The 25,535-nt window shown below is 48.4% G+C and carries 18 protein-coding genes; 14 read left to right on the top strand and 4 right to left on the bottom strand.

What is annotated here, in order from left to right; genetic code table 11:
- The first annotated feature begins 248 nt into the window (after window positions 1-248).
- The gene (gene uvrA / locus FE784_RS20540; RefSeq protein WP_139604161.1) at window positions 249-2,756 is read left to right on the top strand and encodes an excinuclease ABC subunit UvrA; all 2,508 of its coding nucleotides are present in this window, start codon (window positions 249-251) and stop codon (window positions 2,754-2,756) included.
- A gap of 439 nt (window positions 2,757-3,195) precedes the next feature.
- On the opposite strand, the gene hisF is transcribed toward uvrA, so the two are convergent.
- From hisF to FE784_RS20555, 3 genes are all read right to left on the bottom strand, one after another.
- Entirely contained in the window at window positions 3,196-3,969 is a 774-nt protein-coding gene (gene hisF, locus FE784_RS20545) for an imidazole glycerol phosphate synthase subunit HisF (protein ID WP_139604105.1), read from the bottom strand.
- A 111-nt stretch (window positions 3,970-4,080) separates the two neighbouring features.
- A complete protein-coding gene (locus FE784_RS20550) occupies window positions 4,081-4,329 on the bottom strand; it encodes an acyl carrier protein (protein ID WP_176706392.1) in 249 nt (82 codons plus the stop codon).
- Complete coding sequence (locus FE784_RS20555) at window positions 4,313-5,146, bottom strand: helix-turn-helix domain-containing protein (RefSeq protein ID WP_139604107.1); 834 nt, start codon at window positions 5,144-5,146, stop codon at window positions 4,313-4,315. The genes FE784_RS20550 and FE784_RS20555 overlap by 17 nt, the downstream gene beginning before the upstream one ends.
- Before the next feature lie 279 nt (window positions 5,147-5,425).
- Here FE784_RS20555 and FE784_RS20560 point away from each other — a divergent pair, with 279 nt between their 5' ends.
- From FE784_RS20560 to FE784_RS20615, 12 genes are read left to right on the top strand one after another with little or no spacing between them, the layout of a single operon-like run.
- Window positions 5,426-6,598, top strand: a complete 1,173-nt coding sequence (locus tag FE784_RS20560) for an acyl-CoA dehydrogenase family protein (protein WP_218103795.1) — start codon at window positions 5,426-5,428, stop codon at window positions 6,596-6,598.
- Window positions 6,599-6,647: 49 nt separating this feature from the next.
- The gene (locus tag FE784_RS20565; protein ID WP_139604109.1) at window positions 6,648-7,838 is read left to right on the top strand and encodes a hypothetical protein; all 1,191 of its coding nucleotides are present in this window, start codon (window positions 6,648-6,650) and stop codon (window positions 7,836-7,838) included.
- Window positions 7,838-9,112 (top strand): DegT/DnrJ/EryC1/StrS family aminotransferase, encoded by a 1,275-nt coding sequence (locus FE784_RS20570; protein WP_139604110.1) that lies wholly within the window; start codon window positions 7,838-7,840, stop codon window positions 9,110-9,112. Before FE784_RS20565 ends, FE784_RS20570 begins: the two co-directional genes overlap by 1 nt.
- A gap of 29 nt (window positions 9,113-9,141) precedes the next feature.
- Window positions 9,142-10,095 (top strand): phosphotransferase, encoded by a 954-nt coding sequence (locus FE784_RS20575; protein ID WP_139604111.1) that lies wholly within the window; start codon window positions 9,142-9,144, stop codon window positions 10,093-10,095.
- The gene (locus tag FE784_RS20580; protein ID WP_139604112.1) at window positions 10,092-10,763 is read left to right on the top strand and encodes an HAD family hydrolase; all 672 of its coding nucleotides are present in this window, start codon (window positions 10,092-10,094) and stop codon (window positions 10,761-10,763) included. Before FE784_RS20575 ends, FE784_RS20580 begins: the two co-directional genes overlap by 4 nt.
- 3 nt (window positions 10,764-10,766) lie before the next feature.
- The gene (locus tag FE784_RS20585; RefSeq protein ID WP_139604113.1) at window positions 10,767-11,930 is read left to right on the top strand and encodes a nucleotidyltransferase domain-containing protein; all 1,164 of its coding nucleotides are present in this window, start codon (window positions 10,767-10,769) and stop codon (window positions 11,928-11,930) included.
- A 31-nt stretch (window positions 11,931-11,961) separates the two neighbouring features.
- A complete protein-coding gene (gene hisH, locus FE784_RS20590; RefSeq protein ID WP_139604114.1) occupies window positions 11,962-12,558 on the top strand; it encodes an imidazole glycerol phosphate synthase subunit HisH in 597 nt (198 codons plus the stop codon).
- A gap of 24 nt (window positions 12,559-12,582) precedes the next feature.
- Window positions 12,583-14,382 (top strand): ABC transporter ATP-binding protein, encoded by a 1,800-nt coding sequence (locus tag FE784_RS20595; RefSeq protein ID WP_139604115.1) that lies wholly within the window; start codon window positions 12,583-12,585, stop codon window positions 14,380-14,382.
- Window positions 14,379-16,157: an ABC transporter ATP-binding protein gene (locus tag FE784_RS20600; protein ID WP_139604116.1), complete on the top strand. Its 1,779-nt coding sequence runs from the start codon at window positions 14,379-14,381 to the stop codon at window positions 16,155-16,157. Before FE784_RS20595 ends, FE784_RS20600 begins: the two co-directional genes overlap by 4 nt.
- Window positions 16,158-16,162: 5 nt before the next feature.
- Entirely contained in the window at window positions 16,163-16,414 is a 252-nt protein-coding gene (locus FE784_RS20605; protein ID WP_139604117.1) for an acyl carrier protein, read from the top strand.
- Window positions 16,415-16,418: 4 nt separating this feature from the next.
- On the top strand, window positions 16,419-17,684 hold the full coding sequence (locus FE784_RS20610; RefSeq protein ID WP_139604118.1) for an ATP-grasp domain-containing protein: 1,266 nt from the start codon (window positions 16,419-16,421) through the stop codon (window positions 17,682-17,684).
- A gap of 40 nt (window positions 17,685-17,724) precedes the next feature.
- Window positions 17,725-19,797 carry a discoidin domain-containing protein gene (locus FE784_RS20615; protein ID WP_139604119.1) on the top strand — a complete coding sequence of 691 codons (2,073 nt, stop codon included), beginning with the start codon at window positions 17,725-17,727 and terminating at the stop codon, window positions 19,795-19,797.
- Between the two features lie 209 nt (window positions 19,798-20,006).
- On the opposite strand, the gene FE784_RS20620 is transcribed toward FE784_RS20615, so the two are convergent.
- Window positions 20,007-21,407 carry an extracellular solute-binding protein gene (locus FE784_RS20620; RefSeq protein ID WP_176706393.1) on the bottom strand — a complete coding sequence of 467 codons (1,401 nt, stop codon included), beginning with the start codon at window positions 21,405-21,407 and terminating at the stop codon, window positions 20,007-20,009.
- Window positions 21,408-21,570: 163 nt separating this feature from the next.
- On the opposite strand from FE784_RS20620, the gene FE784_RS20625 reads away from it, so the two are divergent.
- Window positions 21,571-25,332 (top strand): carbohydrate binding domain-containing protein, encoded by a 3,762-nt coding sequence (locus FE784_RS20625; RefSeq protein WP_139604121.1) that lies wholly within the window; start codon window positions 21,571-21,573, stop codon window positions 25,330-25,332.
- Window positions 25,333-25,535: the final 203 nt, after the last annotated feature.

Below are 25,535 nucleotides of genomic sequence, written 5' to 3' on the forward strand. Positions count from 1 at the left end.
GAGCGGTTTCATCTTATAGGTGAGATGATGACTGTTTTTGGCACTATAATGACATTTCGGACGGAAACCCGAACGGACGAACTCCGAGCCGCACGAGGGCGGTTATTCAAAAAGGTTAAATTTGCATGAAAAGGTTTGTTTTCGGTATTAGCAGCTATACGAAGAATATGTCATTGCAACCTTACCACTTGCACCAATGTTGTAATCTAATATTGTCAAACCAAATCCATTTGAACGGAGGATGTAAACTGAACGATACGATCGCAATCAAAGGCGCCCGGGAGAACAATTTGAAGCAGGTTTCGCTCGAAATTCCGAAGCATAAGCTGGTAGTGTTGACCGGCCCTTCCGGGTCCGGAAAATCTACGCTCGCCATGGATACGCTGCAGCGGGAATGCCAGCGACAGTATATGGAATCGATGGGGATGGTGGCGGATTCGGTCAGCAAGCCGAAGGTGGACTCGATCGTCGGCCTTTCCCCTTCGATTAGCGTGGGACAGCATGTCACGAACCGGAATCCGAGATCGACGGTCGGGACCGTGACGGACATTTATACGTATTTGCGCGTCATCTACGAGAAGCTGGGCGAACGGCCGTGTCCGGCTTGCGGCAAGACGATCGTGCCGTCGCTCGCGAACGATACCGAGCCTCCGCGAGTAGGCGACGACGAGCAGGACGGTTTCCAGAGCTATATCGAATGTCCGCATTGCCATGAAACGATACAAAAATTGGAGCGTAGCCATTTCTCGTTCAACAAGCCGGAGGGAGCATGCGAGACGTGCGCCGGGCTGGGCGCTGTAGCCGAGCTCGATCTCGACGCCGTATTTGACGGGCAAAAAAGCTTGAACGAAGGCGGCGTCACGTTTTGGTTCGACGCACTGGCCCAGTACCAGATCAACATTTTGAAAGCGGCTGCGAAGCATTACGGTTTCGTGTTCGATCCCGACCGGCCTTTGAAAGATTACGACCCGATCCAACGCGATTTGTTGTACTACGGCGTCGAGAGCGAGGCATTCGTCCGCCATTTCCCGGACGTCAAGCCGCCCAAGTCGGTTACGCAAGGCAAATACGAGGGCGTCGTGACGGGAATATGGAGACGATACAGGGAGAAGGAAGGGGAGTCGGGCGAAGCGGCGCTGTTCCATGAAGAGACGTGTACCGCTTGCAGCGGGGCCCGGCTGAAGAAGGAAAGCCTGCTCGTCAAGGTGGACGGAGCTTCGATCGCCGAAGTGTCCGAACGGTCGCTGGAAGAGGCGCTGGCCTGGATGAACCGGCTGATGGACAGCTTAAGCCCGGAGGACAGGCACGTTGTGGAGGCGCTGCTGCACGACCTGATCGTCCGGATGAAACGGATTACCGGTGTCGGACTCGGCTATTTGTCGTTGAACCGGCAGGCGGTCACGCTGTCCGGCGGAGAGGCTCAGCGCCTGAGGCTCGCCTCTATTCTCGGCTCCGGTCTGACGGGCGTTCTATATATTCTCGACGAACCGACGGCCGGTCTCCATCCGAGAGACACGGCAGGCTTGATCGGGGTGTTGAAGCAACTGCGCGATCTGGGCAACACGGTCCTTGTCATCGAGCACGATGTCGAGATGATGCGCGCAGCCGATCATGTTATCGATATGGGGCCGGGCGCCGGCAGCTTCGGAGGGCGCGTAGTCGGGGAAGGAAGCTTGGAAGATTTGATCCGCAGCCCGGAATCGGTCACCGGCGCTTACTTGCGGGACGAGGAAAGCTTCGCGGAAACGAGGAGAAGAAGGCCCGGCAACGGAAAGTTCCTGACGGTCCGGAATGCCTACGAACGCAATTTGAAGCATATTACGGTTTCTTTTCCGCTCGGTTGTCTCATCTCGGTTACCGGAGTCTCGGGCTCGGGGAAATCGACTCTGTTGTTCGATTTGTTGGCCGCCGGCGGCACGGAGGAGCAGCGGCGGAGAGGCTGCGAGAGCATTGCCGGGCTGGACGCCATCGGCAGCATGATTACGGTCGACCAGTCTCCGATCGGGAGAATGAGCCGGTCGAACGTCGCGACCTACACCGATGTGTTCACTTTGATGCGGAACCTGTTCGCGGGCTTGCCGGAAGCGAAACGGGCCAAGCTGACCTCGAAGCACTTCTCGTTCAACACGCCGGGCGGGAGGTGCGAATCCTGCCAAGGACTCGGCGTCGTATCGATGAACATGCATTTTCTCCCCGATCTCGAGGTTCGCTGTCCGGTTTGCCGCGGCAGACGGTTCCAGGACGAGATTTTGCGGATTACGTACAAAGGCTATACGATATCCGACCTGCTGGATATGACGGTTCAAGAGAGCTTGCCGTTGCTCGAAGACCAGGAGAAAATGGCCGGATCGATCCGGCTGCTGTGCGAGGTCGGGCTCGGTTATTTGCAATGGGGGCAGTCCGTCCGGACATTATCGGGCGGAGAGGGCCAGCGGATCAAGCTCGCCAAGGAGCTGAGCGGCAAAACAAAGAACCATACGCTCTATTTGCTGGACGAGCCTTCGACCGGCCTGCATCCGGGCGATACCCGGCAGCTGCTCGTTCTATTGAACAAATTGGTCGAGGCCGGCAATACCGTCATTGTCGTCGAGCATAATCTCGATGTCATCCGCGAAGCGGATTGGGTCGTCGATATCGGTCCCGAAGGGGGCGACGCGGGAGGCTCGCTCGTGGCGGAAGGAACGCCGGAGACGGTCGCGGCCGTCGATGCTTCGTATACGGGAATGTATTTGCGGAAGGCTTTGGGGCTGGGGTGACGGAGGCCAGGCCGGCTCCTTTTTCGCAAGGGCCGGACCGATTGGTTCCTGACGCTTACTTGTTGTCCCCCCAATTTTACGGCAGTGCCTGCACGCGGCTGGAGGAGGCGTGACCGGAGGCGATCGCGGTTTATCTGCAGGGCTGCGAGGGGGACTTGAAGCCTGGGAGCAGCGGACGGCAACCGTTTCAAGTCGGGCTGATTGGTGGAAATGCGGCCGGGGAAGTCGCGGACATGCTGTGCGAATAAGCGTTTACGGCGCTCGAAGGTCCGTCGGCTCCGAGGGATCCGGAGAAGCTTGTCTATGAAGCGTCCGCTTGCCTGGATCAGATGATCGGCAACGGACGCTTCAGTTTTCCGGCGGAACGGGCGGTGGGCAGTCGACCTGATTCGGTGGCTCACCGTCTTTTTCAGACAAACTCAAACAGCTATAATCCTTTTTAATATCTTACGTGAATTCCTTGTTCTTTAAGGTATTGTTTTATATCATCAATCGTACATTCTTTGTAATGTAACAAGGAAGCCACCAGCGCTGCATCGACATTTGCTTTTTCAAACACTTCGCCTATATCGGAAAGCTTGCCGGCGCCCCCAGAGGCGATTATAGGTACGTTTACGGACTGGGACAATAAACTTAATAATCCAATATCATAGCCATCCTTGGTTCCATCTTTGTCTATACTGGTGCATATTATTTCTCCGACTCCCAATTGTTCGGCCATTTGTGCCCATTCGACTACATCAAGTCCCGTGCTTTGATGCGCGGAGTGCGTATAAACTTCATAACGTACAAGTTCTTTGTTTTCGTTGTATACCGCTTTGGCATCGAGGCCTAATACAACACACTGCTTGCCGAAAATTTCGGCGGCTTCGGTGATCAGTTCCGGTCTTTTGACCGCTGCGGAATTAATACCTACCTTATCTGCTCCGCATCTCAACACTTTTTTGAAATCTTCGACAGTTCTTACACCGCCAATGACAGAGAAGGGAACAAAGACATTTTCGGCTGCACGTCGTATCCATTCATATTTTACGTTATCGTTTGTCAGCGAGGCAGTAGTATCCAGATATATGATTTCGTCCGCCCCGGCTTCCGCGTATTGTTGGCCTAATTCGGCCGGATCGCCAACAATAGTAGGGTTTCTAAATTTAACATACTTTACTGCGCTATCGTTCAGGACATCTATTGCCGGAATAATCCTTTTTTTTAACAAGAAATTTCCTCCTACGATTTTGATCTTGAGGCCGCCCATCATTCGTGGTGCTGTTGGGTCGGTACTCGGCTCGTTCGGTTTTAATGATTAACCCAATAAAAGGTGAACCGACTAAAGCAGCACAAGTTTTCTTTTAACATGAGCAATGATATGACCGGGAGTGGCGAAATTTTCGAACAACAGCTCTTCCTCATCAAATGCGATGTTAAACACTTCTTCCAATTCGACAATGAGTTTAACAATTTTAAAGGAATCGAAGCCCCATGCGTACAAATCTTCCGAATAAGATAAAGGAGCGAATTTCTCGCCGAGAGTGTTCTTGAGTTTTTTTTTGACTAGCTGTTCAATGTTTAAATTCACAATTCACCTCCCCGAACTCGCCGATGCTATTTCCATATCCGTTTATTCCTTTATTTCTGCGGTACTGGGTCGGAGTTATTCCAAAATAACGTTTAAACAAATCTCCGAATTGCGATTGGGAAATATAACCAAGTTGTTCTGCGATTACACCGATAGTAAAGTCGGTGGAAACAAGCCATTCTTGTGCCTTTGCCATTTTTAAGTTTTGTAAATACTTGATCGGGGAAACCCGAAATACTTTTGAGTAGGAGTTGCATAAATAGACTGGATTACTTCGAACCAAATCCGCCAAATACTGCAAAGTAAGGGGGCGCATATAATTATTGCGGATATAGCGGTTCACCGTAATAAGTCTGGAGTCGATTTTACCTATTGGTCGTTTGGCCGGTGTCAAAACATTCTCTTTCTCTACATGCAAGGATTGAAGCAACGAATAAAGTTGCCTTTCTGTTTCCGGCAATACTTCCGTAGAAATTCTATTTTCCGCGAATAAAGGGGCGACTATGGATGTGGCTTGGATGGCAAACGAGTTCTGGCTGTGCACGATTAAAGATCGCTCCCATTCCTCTGAAGCGGCTCCCCATTGAAAAATAATTCCTCGTACCGTAACAGGATGGGCGGTTGTGTTGACGAGACGGAATTTCCTGCCTATCAGTACATCTCCATGTTGTAGTCGCTGACCGGTTTTATGCCCCTGTAAATGCAGGGATCCAAATATTTCGATATAAGCGTAGTACTCTGCTTGGACATTCCAATGAGTCGAGCTCCCCGAGGTAATGATTTCGTTTGTATGGATCGAACAAATTTTTACAAACACGGTATCACCATATTCGCGATGTAATGAGGACGGTTTCACACAATTTTAATATAAATTTTACCATGAAAAAAAGGAAATTCAAGTTAGTTTTTGATGTATATCCTATATAATACATATAATCGGTATTTACAGATATTATCTGAATTTACATAAATGATAGTGTTGCAATGAGGTCTGTGATATAGTACCTTCCATGAAAATATTAATTTTTTTACTTTATATTGTAAAAAAAGGGGGATGAGTACTATACCAGTTACAAGTGACGAGCTTTCTTATAGTTTGAATGGCAAAATAAATGATTTACAGAAAGCATTTAGCGATAAAGCCGGTTATTATGATCAATCAGGTTTATTTCCACATGAAAACATAGATTTGGTAACCAATAACGCTCTACATACAGTCACTATAGACTCGGATTACGGCGGAATGGAATTAGGTTTTGAAGAGACTAGTGAATTGCTGGTGCGTCTCGCTTCAGGTTGTCCTTCTACGGCCTTATGTTTGGCAATGCATTACTACACCATTGCCGGATTAAACAAAGTGCTCTCCCCGCAACAAAAAAGCAAAATTTATTCGGACATACGTAATAACGGACATTACTTCACATCCTTTAATCAACCGAACGTGACGATTGTTCAAGCGAACCAGGATTTCACCCAGAGCACGGGAATAGCAATAAAAAAAGTGGATGAAGGGTATTTAGTGAACGGAGTCAAGAGATGTTCTTCGGGCATTGACAGATTTTCGTACATTCCGATTTATGGGAATCAAGTGGGCATTGATAAAAGCAGGTTTGGTATTTCGGCATTGTTTTTACGAAGGGACGACCCCGGTGTAACCATAACCAGCTCTTGGGATAACGCATCTTTAAGAGCATCTGCAGGTCATGATGTCTTACTTAACGATGTTTTTGTGAGTAAGGACAGATTAATTGGCCATGAGGGATTTGGAGTCGAGAATACTTCCAATTTGGTGTTTTGGTCAAGGATGGCTATATCTTCGGTTTATTTGGGTATTGCCAAAGCTTCCATGGATTACATAACTACTATTATTAAACATAAAAAAGATTATGTTTCGAAGAAAACGCTCGCTTTTTTACCTAACATACAATATGCCTTTTCCGAACTGAAAATCAAATATGATACAGCCCATAGTCAGTTGAAAATGTTTGTCAAACAGGCGGATTATGAAACTTTTAATGGTAAATACACGGACGATTTGTTTCAACGGGCGCTTGTAACCAAATTTTTTGTTGGTCGGACCGCCAATGAGATCGTATGGCAAGCTATGCAGATTGAAGGCATGAGATCCATGTCAAGAGGAAGTGTTTTGGAGAGACTGTATAGGGATGTTAGAGCCGCTACTTTTCATCAACCGAATGACGATCTGATGAAGGAAATATTGGCGAAAAAGGCACTTGGACTCATCGCTCCCAAAAATAGATGGGTATAGGGAGAAAGTAGACTATTAATTGGAAAATTTATGTTCGGGAGAGATTTATATGAAACTTGAGCTTGATTTTTTTTCTCACTTGCTAGTGGATACGTATCCATTTCAATTTAGGATTTCCAATGAAGACACTTCCGTTCATCTGAAGAGCGATTCTCTCGAAGTTCTGGCGCATACGAGGGCTTATTTGCACTATGAACTTACGAATACGCCTAATTTATACAATTGGGAATTTATAGCGCTCACATCGTGTTCAATGGATTTTGAGGTGCTATTTCAAGGAGCCGAACAAAAAAATCTGGAGTATGGGGATCCGGGCTCCACAATACATATTTCTTCTTGGCTCGGGATTCGGAACCATCGATCAAAAAGCTTTATTTTTGTTAACCATAAGGAACGTAAAGTCATTCTTATAAATTCTGATGAACGTTCACTGTTTGTGGATACCTATAAAGCAGTTCGGCAAACGATAACTAGTGAATTGATGGGACGGTGTATTCCGTTACATTGTTCAAGCTTTTCTTATGGCGGTCAAGGTATTATTTTTGTGGGCGATAAAGGAAGCGGGAAAACGACTCTGCTGGTGGCCTCATTGTTACAAAAAGGAAGATTGGCTAGCTATCTAGGAAATGACCGGATTTTGGCACGTGCGGATGAAACGGGAGTCAATCTTTATGTGTGGCCTACTGTACTTGGAATTGGGCCGGGTGCGATTCATAATATGCCAAAATTCAAAGAGCAAATGTTGCCGGATCTGCATGATCGCGCGGGTGGAACGGCTCGATGGCTGTTCGATCAAGAGTTGATAACGGAGCCTGAAGGCCCCTTTAAAGAAGTAGAGAATCTGGAACGGAGTAAACAATGGAACTGGCCCCAAAAACTTTGGCTAACGCCGATGGAGGTAGCTGCTTCCTGCAATACCAACCTGGGACATCGGAGCGGGCTAAATCTGATTATTTATCCCAGTCTTAATCCGGATGCCAAGCATGTATCCGTAGAAGAGATCAATGGGGAACAGTCGGCCGAAATGATAAATTCAAATATTTTGAAAGAACTTACATTTTATCCGAATTGGATGAAACTTCCGACTCCTCACACAGATGTATGGAATAATTCCGTTGCTGAATTGCAGGAAAAGGTTAAAAAAATTCCTGCTTATAAAATTACCGGCGGGCCTGATACTGAAGCTGTAGTAAATGCCGTTTTTTCATTACTCTCTCGTAGGGGAAAGGGGAGAGTCTAATGTTAGCTTTTTTCGGAGGAAAACCCGAAGTTACAGTTACTCAACCGCACAGTAATTGGCCAATTGTTCTACCCGAAGTAATTCGTGCTGTCCAGAAATATTTGGAGGATGGAAGCCCGCTATCCATTAGTGATAAGACTGGCGTGGTTAATGATCTGGAAACAAGTTTTGAAGAATATTACGGTCTCCCGTATGCGCTTCTGACCAACTCGGGAAGCAACGCTTTATTTTCGGCATTTATGGCAATAGGCATCGGTCCTGGTGACGAGGTCATCGCCCCGACTTACGCATTCCATGCTTGCATAACTTCTGTAATTAATCGAGGAGCGGTTCCAGTATTATGCGACACCGAGCCCGACTCTATGAACATCGATGCGGCTTCTATCGAGCAATTAATTACTCCGCGAACCCGTGCAATTGTCGTTGTGCATAATTGGGGTCATCCGGTCGATCTGGAACGGATTAGACTCGTTGCGGACAGACACGGTTTGTATTTGATTGAAGACTGCTCTCATGCGCACGGATCGGAGTATAACCATCAGAAGGTCGGAACGTTCGGAGACATTAGCTGCTTTAGCCTTCAAGCCAATAAACTTGTATGCGCCGGGGAAGGCGGGGTTTTGCTTACTCCTCACAGGGAATTGTACGAACGTGCATGTTTATTGGGGCACTACAGAGGACGCAGCCACACGACTATCAAAAGTAAGTTCTACAAGCAATTTGCCGAGACAGGCTATGGTCTGAAAAATCGAATCCATCCGTTGGCTGCTGTTATAGCCCGAGAATATTTTTTAGCGCTTGACGATGAAGTTGGCAGACGGGTGGAGATGTTTCATTCATTGAATGAAATACTAAGAACTTTGCCCGGAATAAATCCGCCACTGATTAAAGAATACGTGACAAGACATTCCTACTATGGATACAAGCCGGAGTATAATCCGGATGAATTAGAGGGCTTGAGCATGGAGTTGTTTATAGATGCGTTGAAGTCCGAAGGCGTTGAAATACATAAGCCGACTTTCAAAATGATACATCAACTTGAACTATATAGAACAAGAAACAATAGGCTTTATCCCAATACTCCCGAAAACTGGAGGGTGTACGGGGATGGAGATTTCCCGAATTCCGAAAAACTGATTACAAAATTGCTAACTTTATCTATTCCAACGGGACCAGAATCAAAATCAATCATGGAACAGTACATGAACGCATTTTATAAAGTAGTCGAAAATTATCGTAAGCTACTAGATTACTCGACAGTTGCATTGAAATAGAGGAGTAGCTTTCCTAGGAGTGTTCTAGCTTGTCTATCGAATTGATAAATGATGTGTTTCCGGACAGTGCGATTACTTGTACCGAGGTTTTAATAGATCAACCCAATAAGCTAGTAATAAGATACGGTCTATTGCAAGGAACAACAAAAAGAAATGTAGTATATAAAAAAGGTTCATATAAAGAGATGCAAATTTCGGAATATCTCGATAAAATAAAAGTTCCAGGAATTCCATTTTTGTATTATGTTGATGATAAACAAATGATTATGGAAAGTACTGGCGATCCAATCAAAAAGAATTCGGTAATTCCCGTCTCGGTGCTGAATACGATTTGTTATGTACATAACGCGACTATTGGTAAAATAGAGTCGATTCCTTTTGTTGGAATACACACCGAGAAAACGTACTATGAAGAGCTGGAGGATCTCCAACTCATATTAACAACGGTCCTTAACGGTAAACACGCCGAAATTTTATTCGATAACGAAATGAAAGCGATTATTATGGAAAGTATGTATGAAATATCAAAATATTTTTATGCATTACAAACTACAAATTGCTTCAGTCTCATTCATTTTGATTTATGGAGTGGTAATATGCTGATCAATCAGGAGGGGCACGGATATAGTGTTATAGATTGGGGAAAAGGTGCCTACGGGAATCCCGTGTTTGATCTAATCACCTTTTCGGACTGGAGGAGGTCGGCAAATTTTTACTATAAACATAGAATAAAGAATCCAGCTTACCAGCTAAATTATGACAAATTTCAATTACAGTGCTACATAGCCAGAACGGTTAAAATTTTAAGTTATTTAGACTGGGATCTGAATGTGAATAATTTGGTAACGAAAGATTTGAATAATAAAGTCATTAAAAAAGTCGTAACGATGAGAAAGGCTCATATAAAAAGGAGGCTTGACGAGATCCGGACTAATTTATTCATATTAAAGAACTTGAAGCCGACAGAGAAGGCCATTTTATGACCAAGGGCATCATATTCGATTTTGATGGTGTAATCCTCGATACGGAAACGATCGATTATAAAGTTATGTGTCAAATATATGAAGAATATGGGGCCGTATTGCCGCTTGACATGTGGGCGAGGAGGGTCGGCGGACATAAAAATAATTTCGATCCCTATGAATATCTTATAAGCTGTACGCAAAACAATCTAAATAAAAATGATCTTAAGAAGTATAAAAAGGCCAAGTATGAGCAATGTATGGCAAATGAAAGGCTGCTGCCCGGAGTGCTATCATGTCTACAATCCGCGAAAAGGATGAACATCCCGGTAAGTATCGCCTCCAGTTCACCACGAAAAAGAATAGTAGAACTGCTAGGCAAATTTAATATCATTGACTATTTCGCCTATATTGTGAGTTCAGAAGATGTAGTTAACGTCAAGCCCCATCCGGACTTATACTTGAAAGCCGTGTCGTTGATGAATCTGGAACCATTCGATGTTATAGCCATTGAAGATTCACCTGCAGGAGCAAGGGCAGCGAAGGACGCCGACATATATTGTATTATTGTTCCAAATGAAATGACGAGAAGATTTACTTTTCAAAATGTGGACTTGCAATTAAATTCTTTGCAGGAAATGGAGTTGCCCGATCTGTTAAACTATGTAAATATAGTGAAAGGAAGATAAAAGATGGAAATCGAGTTGGCTTTAGAAGAGAGACTGATTCTCAAACTAATAAAGCTAGACATGACAGACGAAGAAGTAGAAGAATGCCGCCGCTTAATGAGTGAAGGAGCAGTTGATTGGGGGAGAATGATTCATCTCGCGGTTATGCATAAAGTTACCATGATTATGTATAGAAATGTTATAGAGAAAAATATATTCAATGTTGAAGGCAAATGGAAAAATATTCTCAACACCTACCTTGCAGGGAATCGGATACGTAATGAAATGATTTATCGTCATATTTATCCCGTATTAAGCGAATTGTCTGAAATAGACGTAACATGCATCCTATTAAAAGGCGCTTTATTAAATCATACCTTATACGATGATTTTGGATTGCGACATAGTAACGATGTCGATTTACTTGTAAGTGAAGATGCTTTGACGGTTACCGAGAAAATTTTTGAAAAGCACGGATTTATTCAAGGCCAGATCAACTGGGAGACTAGAAAGCTGGAACCGGCCACTAGAAAACAAAAAGCTTTTCAGCGAATGTCTACCCATGAGCTAATGCCTTTTATATTGGAAAAAAACGAGAGTTTTTGCAAATTTGTCGAGGTCGACGTTCATTTCGATATTTTTAGCCGAGCCAAAAGAATGAGAGCAAATTTCCCTATCGCGGAACTGTTTAAATCAGCAAAAAAAATAACTATTAACGGGAATATTGAATGCTACTCTCTAAAGCCGGAATACAATCTAATGCAATTAGCATCGCACCTCTATCAGGATGCAACAATGATACAAAGTATTTCAAGGGGGAAAGACATTGAGCTAATAAAATTCGTGGATTTAAATGAATTCATACGTCGGAATATTCATGAAATAAATTGGGGAGTTTTTGCCGAACAATTGGTGGAATTTCGAATCAACCCCATCGTTTATTACGCTATTTATTATACGGAGCAAATATTTGGCGAACTAGTTCCCAGATCTTTTATGAACAGTATTTGCCCGCCCGATCAGGAATACCTTAATATGTTTGCATTCGAGGAAGAGCATCAGCACGTATGGCAACAGCCATTTTTTGAGCGTATGTTTAATTTCGATAGAAAAGAGGCGTTGAAAGATATTAAAAAAGATGAGTCTTTAAAATACATCTCTATTCTGAAGGAGTTAAAAGCAAAGTAATATAGCAGAATTTTATTGGAGGAATTTTTGTATGATAGGAATTATAGATTATGGTGCGGGTAATCTCTTCAGCGTGCAAAAATCAATCGAAAAACTAGGAAAACAAGCAAAAATAGTTTCATATCCCGAAGATTTTACGCAAATCGATAAAGTAATCCTTCCGGGTGTAGGGAATGCAAAAAGAACTATGGATATTTTGGACCATCGGGGGCTAAGCAGAGCTATAAACGAAATCGTAAAAGAAATACCCTTTCTGGGAATTTGTTTGGGGATGCAGTTGCTTCTAGACTATAGCAAAGAAAATGATGCCACTTGTTTAGGGATTGTGAGTGGCGGGGTAGTACCTTTTGACCAAAGCCTCAGAGTTCCACACATGGGTTGGAATGAAGTAAAGCAGGAAAAAAAACATAGAATCTTTGATGGCATTCCGGATAAGTCCAATTTTTATTTTGTTCATTCTTATCGTGTGTTTACAAACGATTCGGAACATACAATTGGAACAACCATTTACGATGGCTCGTTTTCGAGCGTAATCGCCAAAGAGGACCATATTATCGGGGTACAATTCCATCCCGAGAAAAGCGGAGAAACAGGCCTTTTACTGCTTGAAAATTTTTGTCGTTTGTAAATTGCATAAAACGAAGGAGAGCCAATGTCATCGAGTAAACGTCAAACGGCGGCGCTAAACGGGGCGGGTTCCGGGATGCTGAGCGTCTATGGGTGGGTTATTGCTTATTTGGGCCGATATAAGTGGCATGTTGCTCTATTTATTGGATGCGGGGTAGTAGCTTCCGTTATCGAGCTGTCGATTCCGAAATTCATTCAATTTTTCATCGATCAAGTGTTGCCTGGCAGAAACATCCCATTGTTTGCGCAGCTATTGTCGGTGCTATGCCTCTGTTTTATTATGCTGTTCATAGTAAAAGCTTTTCGCAATGTATTGCAAAGAATATTTCAGGAAAAGACGGCTCGGGATCTTCAGCTCGGCCTGCTTGCCCAGTTGCGGCGCTTGGGCTTTTCCTATTACGAGCAACATCCGACGGGAGAAACATTGGCGCTGTTCAACACGGAAGTCGCGGCCGTGCAGCAAATCTATAGGAGATATTTTCCTACGATCATTCAGGGGAGTTTGACCTTTGGCATTGCCTTCGTGTTTGCCGCTCAAATCCATTTTATTCTAACTATTTCAATTGTGCCCTTTTTCCTGTCGTACTATATGATAGGACCGTATTTCGAGAAGAAGGCGGCATTGATCGGCAGAGAAGCACAGCAAAAACGAACGGAAGCCAACAAAAAATTGTATGACAGCTTTTCCGCGATTCTCGAGCTTCGGGCTTTCGGTGCCCAGCAATGGGATTTGCGCCGTCTCCTCGCCAAGTTTACGAGTTTTCATGAGGTGCTGCTGGCGCAATATTTGAACGCCTATCTTAGAGGGACTGTGCGAAGGGTGACGACCTACTTCGGCGCGCTTTTTCTGTTTGTGTACGGGGTGCACTTGGTTCGGAACGGAGAAATGAGCGTAGGGGAATTTGTGGCGTTTGCCTCTTATTATTTTCTGATTATGGGAGATTTGACCCGTATTGTAACGATGACTACCGAGCAACGGTTGCTGCTGCATCAAGCGGAAAAGCTGTATCGGTTCATGCACGAGGAGCCCGAGGCGGCGGAGCCGGCACGGCCTGTCGTACTTCCCGCCATTCGGGGGGAAATCCGCTTTCGCGATGTGTATTTCGGCTATCCGCAGTTTCCGGCTGTCATTAGGGGGTTCGAGCTCCATATTCGTTCGGGGGAAAAAGTGGCCTTAGTCGGGACAAGCGGCAATGGGAAATCGACTTTGCTGAAGCTGGTGGGGCGGTTTTACGACCCGCAGCAGGGGGAGATTTTGCTGGACGGGGCTCCCTTGCCCGAGCTTTCGTTCTCCCAGCTTCGCGGGGCTATCGGATTTGTGTTTCAAGAAACGTATCTCTACGGTACTTCGGTGATGGAAAATATCCGCTTCGGCCGCCCGGAGGCCAGTGACGAGCAGGTGATGGCGGCGGCGCAAGCGGCTTATGCCCATGACTTTATCGTGCAGATGCCGCAGGGCTACGATACGTTGGTTGGCGAGCGGGGTATCAAGCTTTCCGGCGGACAAAAGCAGCGCATCGCGATTGCCCGCATGTTTGTGAAAAATCCGTCCATCGTGCTGCTGGATGAGGCAACGTCGGCGCTGGACAATACGAGCGAGATTGAGGTGCAGAAAGCGCTGGATGCTTTGCTGGAAGGGCGGACGACGATTGCCGTTGCCCATCGTTTGTCGACGGTGCGCGATTATGATCGAATCGTTGTAATGGACGGGGGGCGCAATGTGGAAGAAGGCACTTACCGGCAATTGCTGGAAAGGAAAGGCATGTTTTACCGACTGGCCGAGGGCGAAACGGCTGATGCAAACATGGCGGGTGAAGCTGGATGAAGGGGAAGCGGAATGCAAGCACGGACGTTGTCCCGGCAGACGGGCGAATGACCAATATCGGATGGTTGATTTCCGTTTCCCGGGCAATCCGGGGCGGGCTTTTGCTCGGCCTGCTGCTGGTTGCCGGCAAAACGGTGGCGAATTTGGCGCTGACCGGGGTGCAGAAGTGGATTATCGACGATATTTTTCTGGGTCAAAACTATGGTCTGCTGTGGCCGGTCATGTTCGGCTTCGCGCTTGCGATTGTCGCCTATAATGCTTTTCATGCCATGGGCGATTTAACTTTAACGAAGCATTCGTACCGGCTGTCCCGCTCGCTGACGGAGACTTTCCTGCAGACCGTTCACCGGCTGCCGGCCGATACGCTGCAAAATGAGCGTACCGGTAAACTGGTCAACCACGTCACGGGCGACATTCAATCCGTGGCAAGCATTTATTCGGGCTCGTTGTCCAACGGCGTTCAGCAAGTGATCGGCGCCGCGATGCTGATCGTTGTCGTCGCTTATGCCAGCCCTGTCATTTTGATCAGTGTATTGGCCGTCGGCGCGCTTTATATTCCATTGGGCAAGTATTTCGGTCCTCGTCTCAAAGCGGCGTCCAAAGAAGTGCAAAGCGGACGCTCCGACCTTGTTGTTTATTTCGAGGAGGGGGTTGCCTCGACCCGCGAAGTGATTGCGTTCGACCGGGTGTCCTGGGAGAAGCGGCGCTACGGGGAATGGTTTGCCGTTTTTTTCGAAAAGGTGATGAAAGAAGGCAAGCTCGTGAACCGACACCTGCTGTGGAGCGACCCGCTTCGCTGGGGAGTCCGGCTGTTTGTCCTCGGGTACGGGGGTTATGAAGTGATGCGCGGGAATCTAACCTTGGGCTTGTTTGTCGTGGTGTATCAGTTCTCGACGCAGTTGATGGAATCCGTATATGGCATTTATCAGTTTATTACGGGTCTTACCGGTCGTATGGCTTCCGTGGAGCGGTTGCGGGAAGTGCTGGATCGGGCGCAAATTTCCGAAGGGACGGAGCGGCTTCCGGGGCGTATCCGGCAAATCGCCTTTCAAAAGGTATGCTTCCGTTATTCGGAAGAAACGCCGCTTGTGCTGGATCATTTGACCATGACCTTGCCGCTTCAACGAAAAATTGCTTTCGTGGGGAGCAGCGGCGGAGGCAAATCGACGATCGCCCAGCTGTTGATCCGTTTCCGCGAGCCGGACAGCGGGGCGATTTCGGTCGATGGTTTTCCGCTGCATAACATCCACCGACAGCAGTGGACGGAACGGGTCGCTATTGTTTTTCAGGAGCCGTATCTGTTTCCGGATACGATCCGCGCCAACTTGTTGATGGGAGACGAGCAAATGGACGAGTCGCAGATGAAGGAGGCGTGCCGGGTCGCCTGCATCGACGACTGGATCGAGGCACTGCCGCTGGGCTACGACACGGTGCTTGGGGAACGGGGCATAACTTTGTCCGGAGGGCAACGCCAGCGAATTGCTCTGGCGCGTGCCATTGCAAGGCAGCCGGATATTCTGATTCTGGATGAGGCAACCTCGGCTCTTGATTTGGAGACGGAGCGGAACGTGATGGCCAGATTGGATGCATGCCGGAAAGAGCGAACGACGATCGTCATTGCCCACCGGCTCTCCACGATCCAAAATGCGGATGTAATCTATGTCATGGATAGCGGGAAAATTGCCGAACAAGGTACGCATGAACAACTGCTGGCACAACGGGGCGTGTATGAATCATTACAGAACGTGCAACCGCAATGGGAAAAGGGGGCTTGATTCAAATGCAAACGACTTCGACAGTAACTATGGTTTCGGACATAACGGCGAAAGTAAATGAGATTCTAGAAACGGATCACAACATAGCTTGGGAGGAAGAATTAACGTCACTCGGTTTGGATTCTATCAAGTCTGTTAACTTAATAGTAGATCTTGAAGAAATGTACCATATAGTATTCGATGAAGATGAGCTGCTCACCGAAAATTTTTCGACGATAAGTAAAATAGTAGCCCGTGTTCAAGGGAAGCTGGGGTAATTTCATGATCACTAACCCATTGTCGCATTGGAACTGGCATGACAAAAAAATATATTGGTATTGCAATTTAAATCATGAACAAACTTGGAATGAATCGAAGTTTTTTCCTTCGGTGACAGATACATCTCAGCTTCATTTGATTTTGCAGCAGGAACAGCAGATGATTTATTTGACTAGAGCCAATGACACTGTACTGTTCAGGCATCAACCCGATCTTGACTTTTGGTTGTATTTGCAAAAGCAAGGCATTCAGCTTCCAAATATCCAGATCATATCTGATTTTCATTCTTGGTACCGAAGCGAGCAAATGGATCGTAGCGCTATGATCGTGCCTTACATGGTGACAGAGGAATTTCTTCCATGTCTCCAAGATGATGGCTGTTCCGTTTACGGAAGCAATCCCGCGCTGGTGAAATTTTTGAATAACAAGCTTGCTGTGCGCAAGTTTGCGCAGGAGAACGGGTTTACCACCACAAAGGGATACTTTTGTGGTGGTTTGGAACAATTAATAGACGCTTATCGATCGTTAACACTCCAAGGTTTCGAGAAGACGGTCATAAAAATCCCTTACGGATCTTCTGGAAAAGGATTGAAAATAATCCATAATAAAGAAGAATTCAATCGGTTTGTTGCTTTCATAAAACGAAGGATCCATACGTTTACGGAACTTGTAATTGAAGGCTGGTATACGATCGAACGTTCTTTGAATGCTCAATTATTAATTGAAGATGGGAACGTTCACTTGCTCGCAGTAACGGAGCAACATATCGACGAGAACGCAGTTTACATGGGTTCCGATTTCACACCGCAGTACAATCGTTTGTTAGTCCAAAAATATCGAAATGAAATGCTGAGGCTGGGACACCTGCTGAAAGATATGGGGGTACAAGGAGTTCTGGGTGTGGACTCTATTGTGGATCAAGCAGGGGTTCTTTATCCCATCATTGAAATTAATGCAAGATTCACTCAAGTCACTTATTTACTCCCCCTTATAGAAAGACTGAACAAGGAACATCCCATTTTAATGAGCAGATTTCTCAGGTTTTGCCTAATTGAAGAATTCAGTTTTAATGAAATTTACGAGTGTCTCAATTTACATCTGGAGCCCGATTCTAGTAATTATTTTTTGGTGTATACATTTGCTACAAATAAAGAAGGAGGGAAAACCAATTATCGAATGTTTGTTTTATTCTATGGCTCCGATAGAAGGAAAGTACAAAGTATGATGAATGCTTTTCTGGCATTCAATCCTATTTCATTTAAAAATTAATTTATTTCGCGATTTGTTGTAGCAAGGAGGGGAAACGATAGTGTATGACCAGAAAATTTTCAGAATTGTTGAGTCGACAGGTCTGTTTTGTCGAAAAAGCCAAACTTTAAATTATTTCAATCGTAGAGGATTAGACGTAGAGCCTTTATTTTTCGCCGCGTACGACAACACCAGAAAAGTATACGAAGAGGCCGTAGTAAAGAAAAAATCCAGATATAACATTTCTAATAAGCTATGCAATAAGGAAGACTTTGCAACGCTAGGTATTTTACAGTATGATACGAAATTTGTATCGTTCGGAGATGCTTACTCTACTGTGGTCAGCAATATGGAAAGAGAAAGATCCGTATTTATTTTTATAACAAATGCATATATTCCCCATCGTGGCGGAAGGAGCACGCACTCCATCATACTGGAAGGATTCGATAGGGAACAAGGCTTGTTTGCTGTAACCGATCCCCCTGCAAAGAACCCTTATTATTATGATATGGATATTTTGTGCGCCGCGTACGATAGTTTGCCGGATTTCAAAAAATATATAACTGTTTTTGACTATAGTTCTTTCAAATTGGATCAAGAAAGTTTACGTAATTTGCATTCGAAGTTTCATCATTTATTTTGCGGTATGGAATTGGATCTCCTGCTGTTTGACGCTTTTGTCGGCTTTTTGGAAGGGAACTTGGAAACATCCGACCAGCTGAACGAGTGGATTGAAGCTTTTTCCTATCTTCATGGAACGAGGTCGTTGTTCCAGATCTATTGGGAGAAATACCATTCATCCGTAGCCGCCCATAATCTTTTGGAAGAGTATATCATGCAAATGGCCATTCTTAGAAATATGTTATATCTGGTGAAAGCGAAATGGCCCCAACCCGATAAGATAGGAAGCCTTATCGAGCGTTGCAAGAAGATCAGACAGATGGATCTTATGCTGTATCAGACGATACGTAGATATTTGACCGATTCTGATAGCGGCTTGTACAATTCAAGCGTACGACCTCTGTATATAGATCCGCCGCATGCTTTTAAATGTACCGCTATGACAGATACGAGTGCGTTCTTATGTTGGGAAGATGCGAATGCCGAAATGCGGGCGGACGGATACGAATTGTATCAAGACGAGAGCCTAATTGCTGTGACCAATCGCAATAGTCATATTGTCGGTAACTTAATGCCCGACACAAAGTATAATTTTAATTTAGTATCTAAAGACGCATTCGGCAACTGTTCAAAGCCAGTCGCCTTATCCGTCGCCACTAGAGAGGAAGACGTATCCGAAAGTCGTAATTTTGCTCTTTACAAGCCTGTAGAGACATCATCTGAAAGAGAGCAAATATTATTGGGGAAATACAACATTGTCGATGGGGATCAGACTACTCCTTGGGTCAGTGATGAACAGGAGTTCCAGTTCGTTAAGATAGATATGGGAGAATTAAAGAAAGTACGTCATGTCCGCATACATTGGGGAAGCTTGTATGCCAGGAAATACAAAATGATGTGTTCTGAAAATGGGGACCAGTGGAATGCGGTTTATTTATCGGAGCACGGGAAAGCCGGGATTGAAGATATACATAATATCGAATTCTCGGGCCGATACTTAAAAATTGAAATGCTTGAATCCGCGTATGAAAACAAATATACGATTTGGGAAATTGAAATATTTGGTCGGCGAAAACCGCCTTTGCACTATTATAAAGCCGAAGAGTTGGACACGCATCTGTCGGAAGGCACACGAAGGAATAGAGTTCAACAAAGAGATCAAGCCGGAGCCCAGTGGAGAGCCGTAGATGTCATTAGATTTAGTGCCGTGAACGATTGTATGACTTACAAACTGAATATAGAGAAGTGTGGAAACTACTTGGTGCGGATCGGTACAATTAGAGCCATTAACCAATGTAGATTTCAGCTCTATGTCAACGGGAAAAAACAAGGGGGCGAGCAGGATATGGCTCTTGCCCAAACTTATTTTGAAGTTCTGGACCTTGGAAGCCTGGTTATTGAGGAGGCCGGAATAATCGATTTTACAATCGAGGTTTCAGGAAAGAGTGAAAGCAGCAAGGATTATGTGCTTATTGTTGATCATATTGTTTTGATCCCGGACCAGACCGGGTAGTCCTGACGGAAAGAGGGGAATCCTATGAAACGACTGTTTTTGATGCTTGACTCAGCATGACTAACCTAGAGGCGGTCGGTCGACCGCATCGTCCTCCTCCCCGATTAAAAAGAGGTGCTCGGCCGGACCGCGTAGTCTAAGCCGGCTCATGCAGGCGGCCGGCGACTGGCAAGTTGTCCTCCACTTGTCGGTTGCCGTGAGCCCGCCCCTCATTCCCCCTCACGGCTCCGAATGCGCAGCAGCCTTTCCGCCGCGGCGTCGGCCGTCTCCAGTCCGGCCCAGAACAGTCCGAGCTCGTAATCCATTTCGCTGATAAAGGCGCTGTCCGGAAACGCCTCGTGGACGAACAGGCACCGGTCGAGACGGGCGTCTCCGAGCCGGATTGCCTGCAAGTGCGCCTTGTCCCACACCGATTCATTAATGCCGCGAAGCACCGACAAAAATCCCGAGGTTCTGCCGATCCTGTCCTGGATGTCGCTGCGAACCGCGATTTTGCAAAAGGCAGCGGCCAGCTCCGGCTCGGGGCAGGCAACGGGCACCATGATCGCATTGGCGACGAGCAGAGTGGCCCGTTCGGGACCGAAGCGGATCGGGGCGGCTTGCGGCTCGAAGGGAAGCGATTCTTCCTTGAGCGCGGCCAGCTCCATGGCGGTCGTAAGCATCATCGCGGCATTTTCCGTCGCGAACGGCTCGATATTGCGGCTGTTTTTGTTGCGGGTGTACAGAATAGCCGTGCGCTTGCGGTACAGCATGTCGTGGAGCAGGTTCAGCGTTGTTCGAAGCGCATCGGCATGTTCGGTCAGCCGGTTGAAATCGACTCCGTTTTGCAGGGCGATAACCGGCCAGCGGTTGTACGTATGCGACAACGATAGCGCATACAGGTCCGGAATGCCGTCGCCGTTCCTATCCTCGGACAGTCCGAGAAGCGGGGCAAACGTTTCGTTTCCGTTGCCGTACTGGTGCGGATCGGGGAGAGGGATGCCAAGCCTGCCCAGCAACGCCGGGTTGTATGCGATGAATACCGGAGAGAACGTTACCGGCAGCGCCTGCAGCCCGGACGTCCCTTCAAAGCCGCCGAGCAGCTTCGGGTAAAACATTCGCTTCGTATGCTCGATGCGCTCGTCCAAGTCCATATATTCTTCTTTACGCTCCAGTTCCCGGAATTGCCGGTCGGTCACGAGCAAGATATCCGGGTAAGGCCCGGTTTCCTGCAAAGTATGCACGGACTTCCAGAAATCGACCGCGGATAGCTGCAGCACCTTTACATCGGTATGGGGGTGCTCCTTCTCGAAAGCTTCGATCGTCATGCCGAGCGCGTAGTCCGCATAGTTGGACGGCGAGGTGGTGACGATCCGGAGCGTTTTGCGCCGGCGCTCCTCGCGGGGGAGATGGGCGGCCACGACGCTGCCGAGACCGGGCTTCTTCAGGACCAGTCCTTCGTCGACAAGCGTGTTCAACGATTTGCGCACGGAAATCCGGCTTAATCCGTAACGGAGGGCGAGCTCATTCTCGGATAGCAGAAAATCTCCCGGCTTGAGGACGCCGGAATGAATTTGTTCGCGGATAATGCCGGCGAGCTTCATGTAGAGGAAGTCGGTTTTGCGTTTCATCGGAATCCTTTCTGAGACGCTTTTTTTGTTTGCGGTTACCAGTAATTGTATTGTATATAAGAACATATTGGATTACAATATGAATACAAGAATGGAACAAGGAAAGTACAGGTATTATTTTTTCCATTCTTGTTGCAAATAAATAATAGGAGGTGCATGATGGATGAGGCTGTGGATCAGAAGGAATGTCAGTCTCACAATTGTAATCGCTTTCATATTGACCTTGCTTCCGGTGTTCGGTCCGGCTGAACGTGCGGGAGCAACCGGGGAGAGTTCGTATGGCCCGAACCTGCTGCAGAACGGAAGCTTCGAGACGTGGAGCGGTGGAACGCCGACAAGCTGGACGAAAGTGCTGGCGGCCGGAGGAACGCTAAGCCAGGAGACGTCGTCCGGGAACGTGCAGGACGGGGCAAGTTCGGCCAGGCTCAAGGCACCAGCGGCGACGGGAGACTCGGCTTCTTTGCGGCAGGGCGGTATTGCGGTGACGGGCGGCAAGGAATACCGGGTATCGTTCTACTATAAAAAACCGCTCTCGCCGGCGACGGCGTACGTGTATTTCAAACTGACGTATAGAAAGAGCGACGGCACGGCGATTACGCCGACGACGGTGGAGAAGCTGCCGACAGCCGAGGTGGCGAATTTCACGCTGTTCGAGAAGAGCTTCGCGGCGCCGGCCGATGCGGTGTCGGTCACCTATGAATTTCTGATGCAGAGAGGAGCGGAGTTGATCGTGGATCATGCTTCGTACGCCGAAGTGATCGGCAGCACGCCCGAGATCGGCGAAGGCCCGAATTTGCTCGGCAACGCCGGTTTCGATACGTGGACGTCCGGACAATTGAACGGATGGACGACGGCAGTGACAGGCGGGGGACAGGTGCTTCTGTCCAACCAGGCCGGCTACCGACTGAAGAGCAACGCTGCGGAGCTGGCCGCTCTGCAGTCGGGCGACAGCGCCGCCGTCATGCAGGGAGCTCTGCCAGTTACCGGTGGGCAGCCGTATCGCGCGACATTTACATACCGCACGGAGTTTGTCGTTGGAACGGCGCAGCTGCGCGTGCTGTTCAAGGATGCGGCGGGGCAGACGCTGCGAACGGTGAGCGCGGACCTGTTCGACGAAGAGCACGACCGGTTCGCCACGCTGGCGGAGCTGGATGGGACCGCGCCTGCGAATGCGGTGACGGCTGCGTTCGAAGCGACTGTCTCGCACGGGCGCGTCTGGATCGACGAGGCTTCGTTCCGGACGATTCCGAATCTTGTCGCCAACGGCAGCTTCGAGAGCCCGCTCTCCGGAAGCGATTGGAGCGTGGCGTCCGGACCCGGAACGACCGGAGGGTCAGCCGTTCGGGTAACCGCCGGGGGATTCGACCTGAACGGCGCGGTCACGATCGAGACGTACGGGGCGCAGGACGAATGGAGCGTCGGACAGTCGTTTGTTGCTCAGCCAGACGGACATAGGCGATTCAAAATAAACGCGCTGTACAAGGTGCAGCAGACGGGTACGGGCGCCGAATCGTTCATCCGCCTGACCTGGCTCGATGCGAACGGACAGCCGATTCAAGTGACGGCGGCCGATAATCCGCCGTTCGCTTCGGGACAGCTGCCGCTGTCCTCGTTCGAAGCGCCCGTATTGAAGCGGGACGGCGAATGGCACCGACTGACGCAAGTATTGCTGAAGCCCGCCGGCGCGGCGAAGCTGGAAATCCGGCTCGTCGGACGCGGCGGGGTGTCCAGCGTCATGTGGGACGGCATCCAAGTCGAGCCGTGGTCGGATTTGTACAAAGTCGACGGAACGCCCGCCACCGATCTGGCTATGGCATACGATTGGTCCAACGAAATCGAGCCGGACGTCTTCTGGTCGAAAATTCCGGCTGCGGCGCGGCAAACCATGACCGCTCCGGTATGGGAGTCGGAGCTGTTGAGGCGCCATTTCTTCGGTCTCGACGGTTACTACTATTTGAATTACTACACGCCGTTAAACAATAAAATGTCGCAGGCGAGAATCCCGTATCTGGAACATACGGTCGGCGTATCCGCCGCGACGGGGGCGCCTTCGACAGTAAGAGCGGGGGATTTGCCGTATAACGTAACGGCTTCGCCCGACGGTCCGAACCGGGAATATTACGCCGGCGGCAACCAGTCGTCCGTCGGGACATATGCGACTTTATACACGTTGACCGGAGAACAGCCTTTCCTCGATCGTGCGGAAGAACTGATGCAGTTCAGCCACTACTCCCAATACAAGTCGGACGGGGATAACCCGTTCGTGCGCATCCATTACCCGGACGAGTGGCAGCGGCTGCTCGATACGGGACGGAATGTCCAATTCCGCGGGGGCTGGGACTACAAATTCAACTACAACTGGACGAACGTATACGGCTACACGTATCCGAAGCATTCGCCGGACGGCCATGTCAACGCCCAGATCGGAGGCCGAATGCTGCATCTGTACCCTTATGCGGATGATGCCGCAGGCGTGCTGAATGCCGTGTACGAATTCGCCTACAACCAAATCCCGTGCAACGGCTTCAATTACGGTGTATACAAAAACCGGGCCTATTATTGGTTCGGGTACGGACCGTCGACAACGGGTATTCCCAACGATGCACGAAATCCGCTCGGCGACGGCACAGACAATATTAATGCGGCGAAAGCGCATGTATTCGCCAAGGTCGGCTATCTGCGCAACGATCCGAAAATGCTCGAGCTGGCCCGAGGCCTCCTCTGGTATCTCGCCCGCGAGTACGAATACGACGGAGCCTTCTATTACGATTCGGCGGAAAACCCGTTGAATAAGACCCGCGCCGTGCTCGATCAAAGCCACGAGACGATGATGGTATGGGACGCGATGCACGCTTTCGCCTATTTGAAGCAGGCCGGGGTGGATATCGGGGCGGAGGAGGCGGTATGGAAGGAAGCGCTCGATACGACGGTCGACTCCGCGCTCTGGTACCAAGGCGACCGCTACATCAAGGCGCTGAAGGCATTCGACGGTACGCCGGCGCCGAATTCGCAGTTTACGATCGCCACTTACTTGCAGGCTATCGGCGACGGGCCGTATACGAACGTGAAATGGTTCGATAAGCTCGGATCGAACATGGTCGTACCGCAGTCGCTGAACGTGCGTATTTCCAAAGTCGTGCCGCCTTCCGCCACGGAATCGGATTGGACGGTCGATCCTGGCCGGGACGTCGTCTACGCGGTAACGCCCGACAGTATGGCGAATGACGGCATCGTGCTGCCCTGGATGCTTCAGAAGGGAGATATATACCGGGTTGTGTATACCGCAACGACCGGATCGGGCTTCGACCGTAATGCAGATACGATGCCGAACGCCGGCGCCGCCTTTTACTTGAACGGGGGCAGCGGGGGCAAGCTGGAAATCGCCGAGGCGATGGCTCCGCCGATGCTGATCGATTTGAACGTGAACGCGTCGAATCTGCTGAGCTTCCCGGCGCAGTTGTACTTCCCGTTCCCGAATGCGGCCTCCGCTGCAATGGAGCTTCCGGCGGCCCCCGCCGCGCAAGCGTACGCTTCTCCGGGCTGGAGGACGGATAGCGTCGGCGACGCCGTAACGATGCATTTCAAGCACCTTGCGCCGACCGTGACCTACTCGACGTACTCGAACTCGATTTATGGCCAGGTGTCGTTCAGCCGGTATATCGAATATGCGTTCTACTTGCCGCGAACGTCGGAAGGGGAGTACGACGTCGCCCTCGAGCGGTTGAACGGCAGCATCGCCTATTCGGTTTCGATCGACGGACAGCCGCTCGCGGCGGAAAGCCTCGTCTCGACCGGGCTGCGCACGTCAGTCGCCGATCTGGGCTCCGTCACGCTGGAGCCGGGCTGGCATACGATCCGCTTCGATACGCCGGGCTCGATGGGCATTTTGAATGTGAAATTTACTGCTCTGTCGGTGGCTCCATAGTCGCGAACGGCGATAGAAAGGAAGAGAAACAGCCTCGCATGAAGCATGATGCGGGGCTGTTTTCTTGTATAATCCGCGGACAACAACACGTTCAGCGTGTAACGGAACGTTTTTCCGTTAAACACCCGATTCCGCGGCTTTTCCAAAAATAGGGGAACGGATTTCCGCTAAATCTCGGTTTTCGGGGAAAAAGGGGCTGAAGC

Origin of the sequence: Paenibacillus hemerocallicola (assembly GCF_006265175.1) — a bacterium.
In the GTDB taxonomy this organism is placed as follows: Bacteria; Bacillota; Bacilli; order Paenibacillales; family NBRC-103111; genus Paenibacillus_AB; species Paenibacillus_AB hemerocallicola.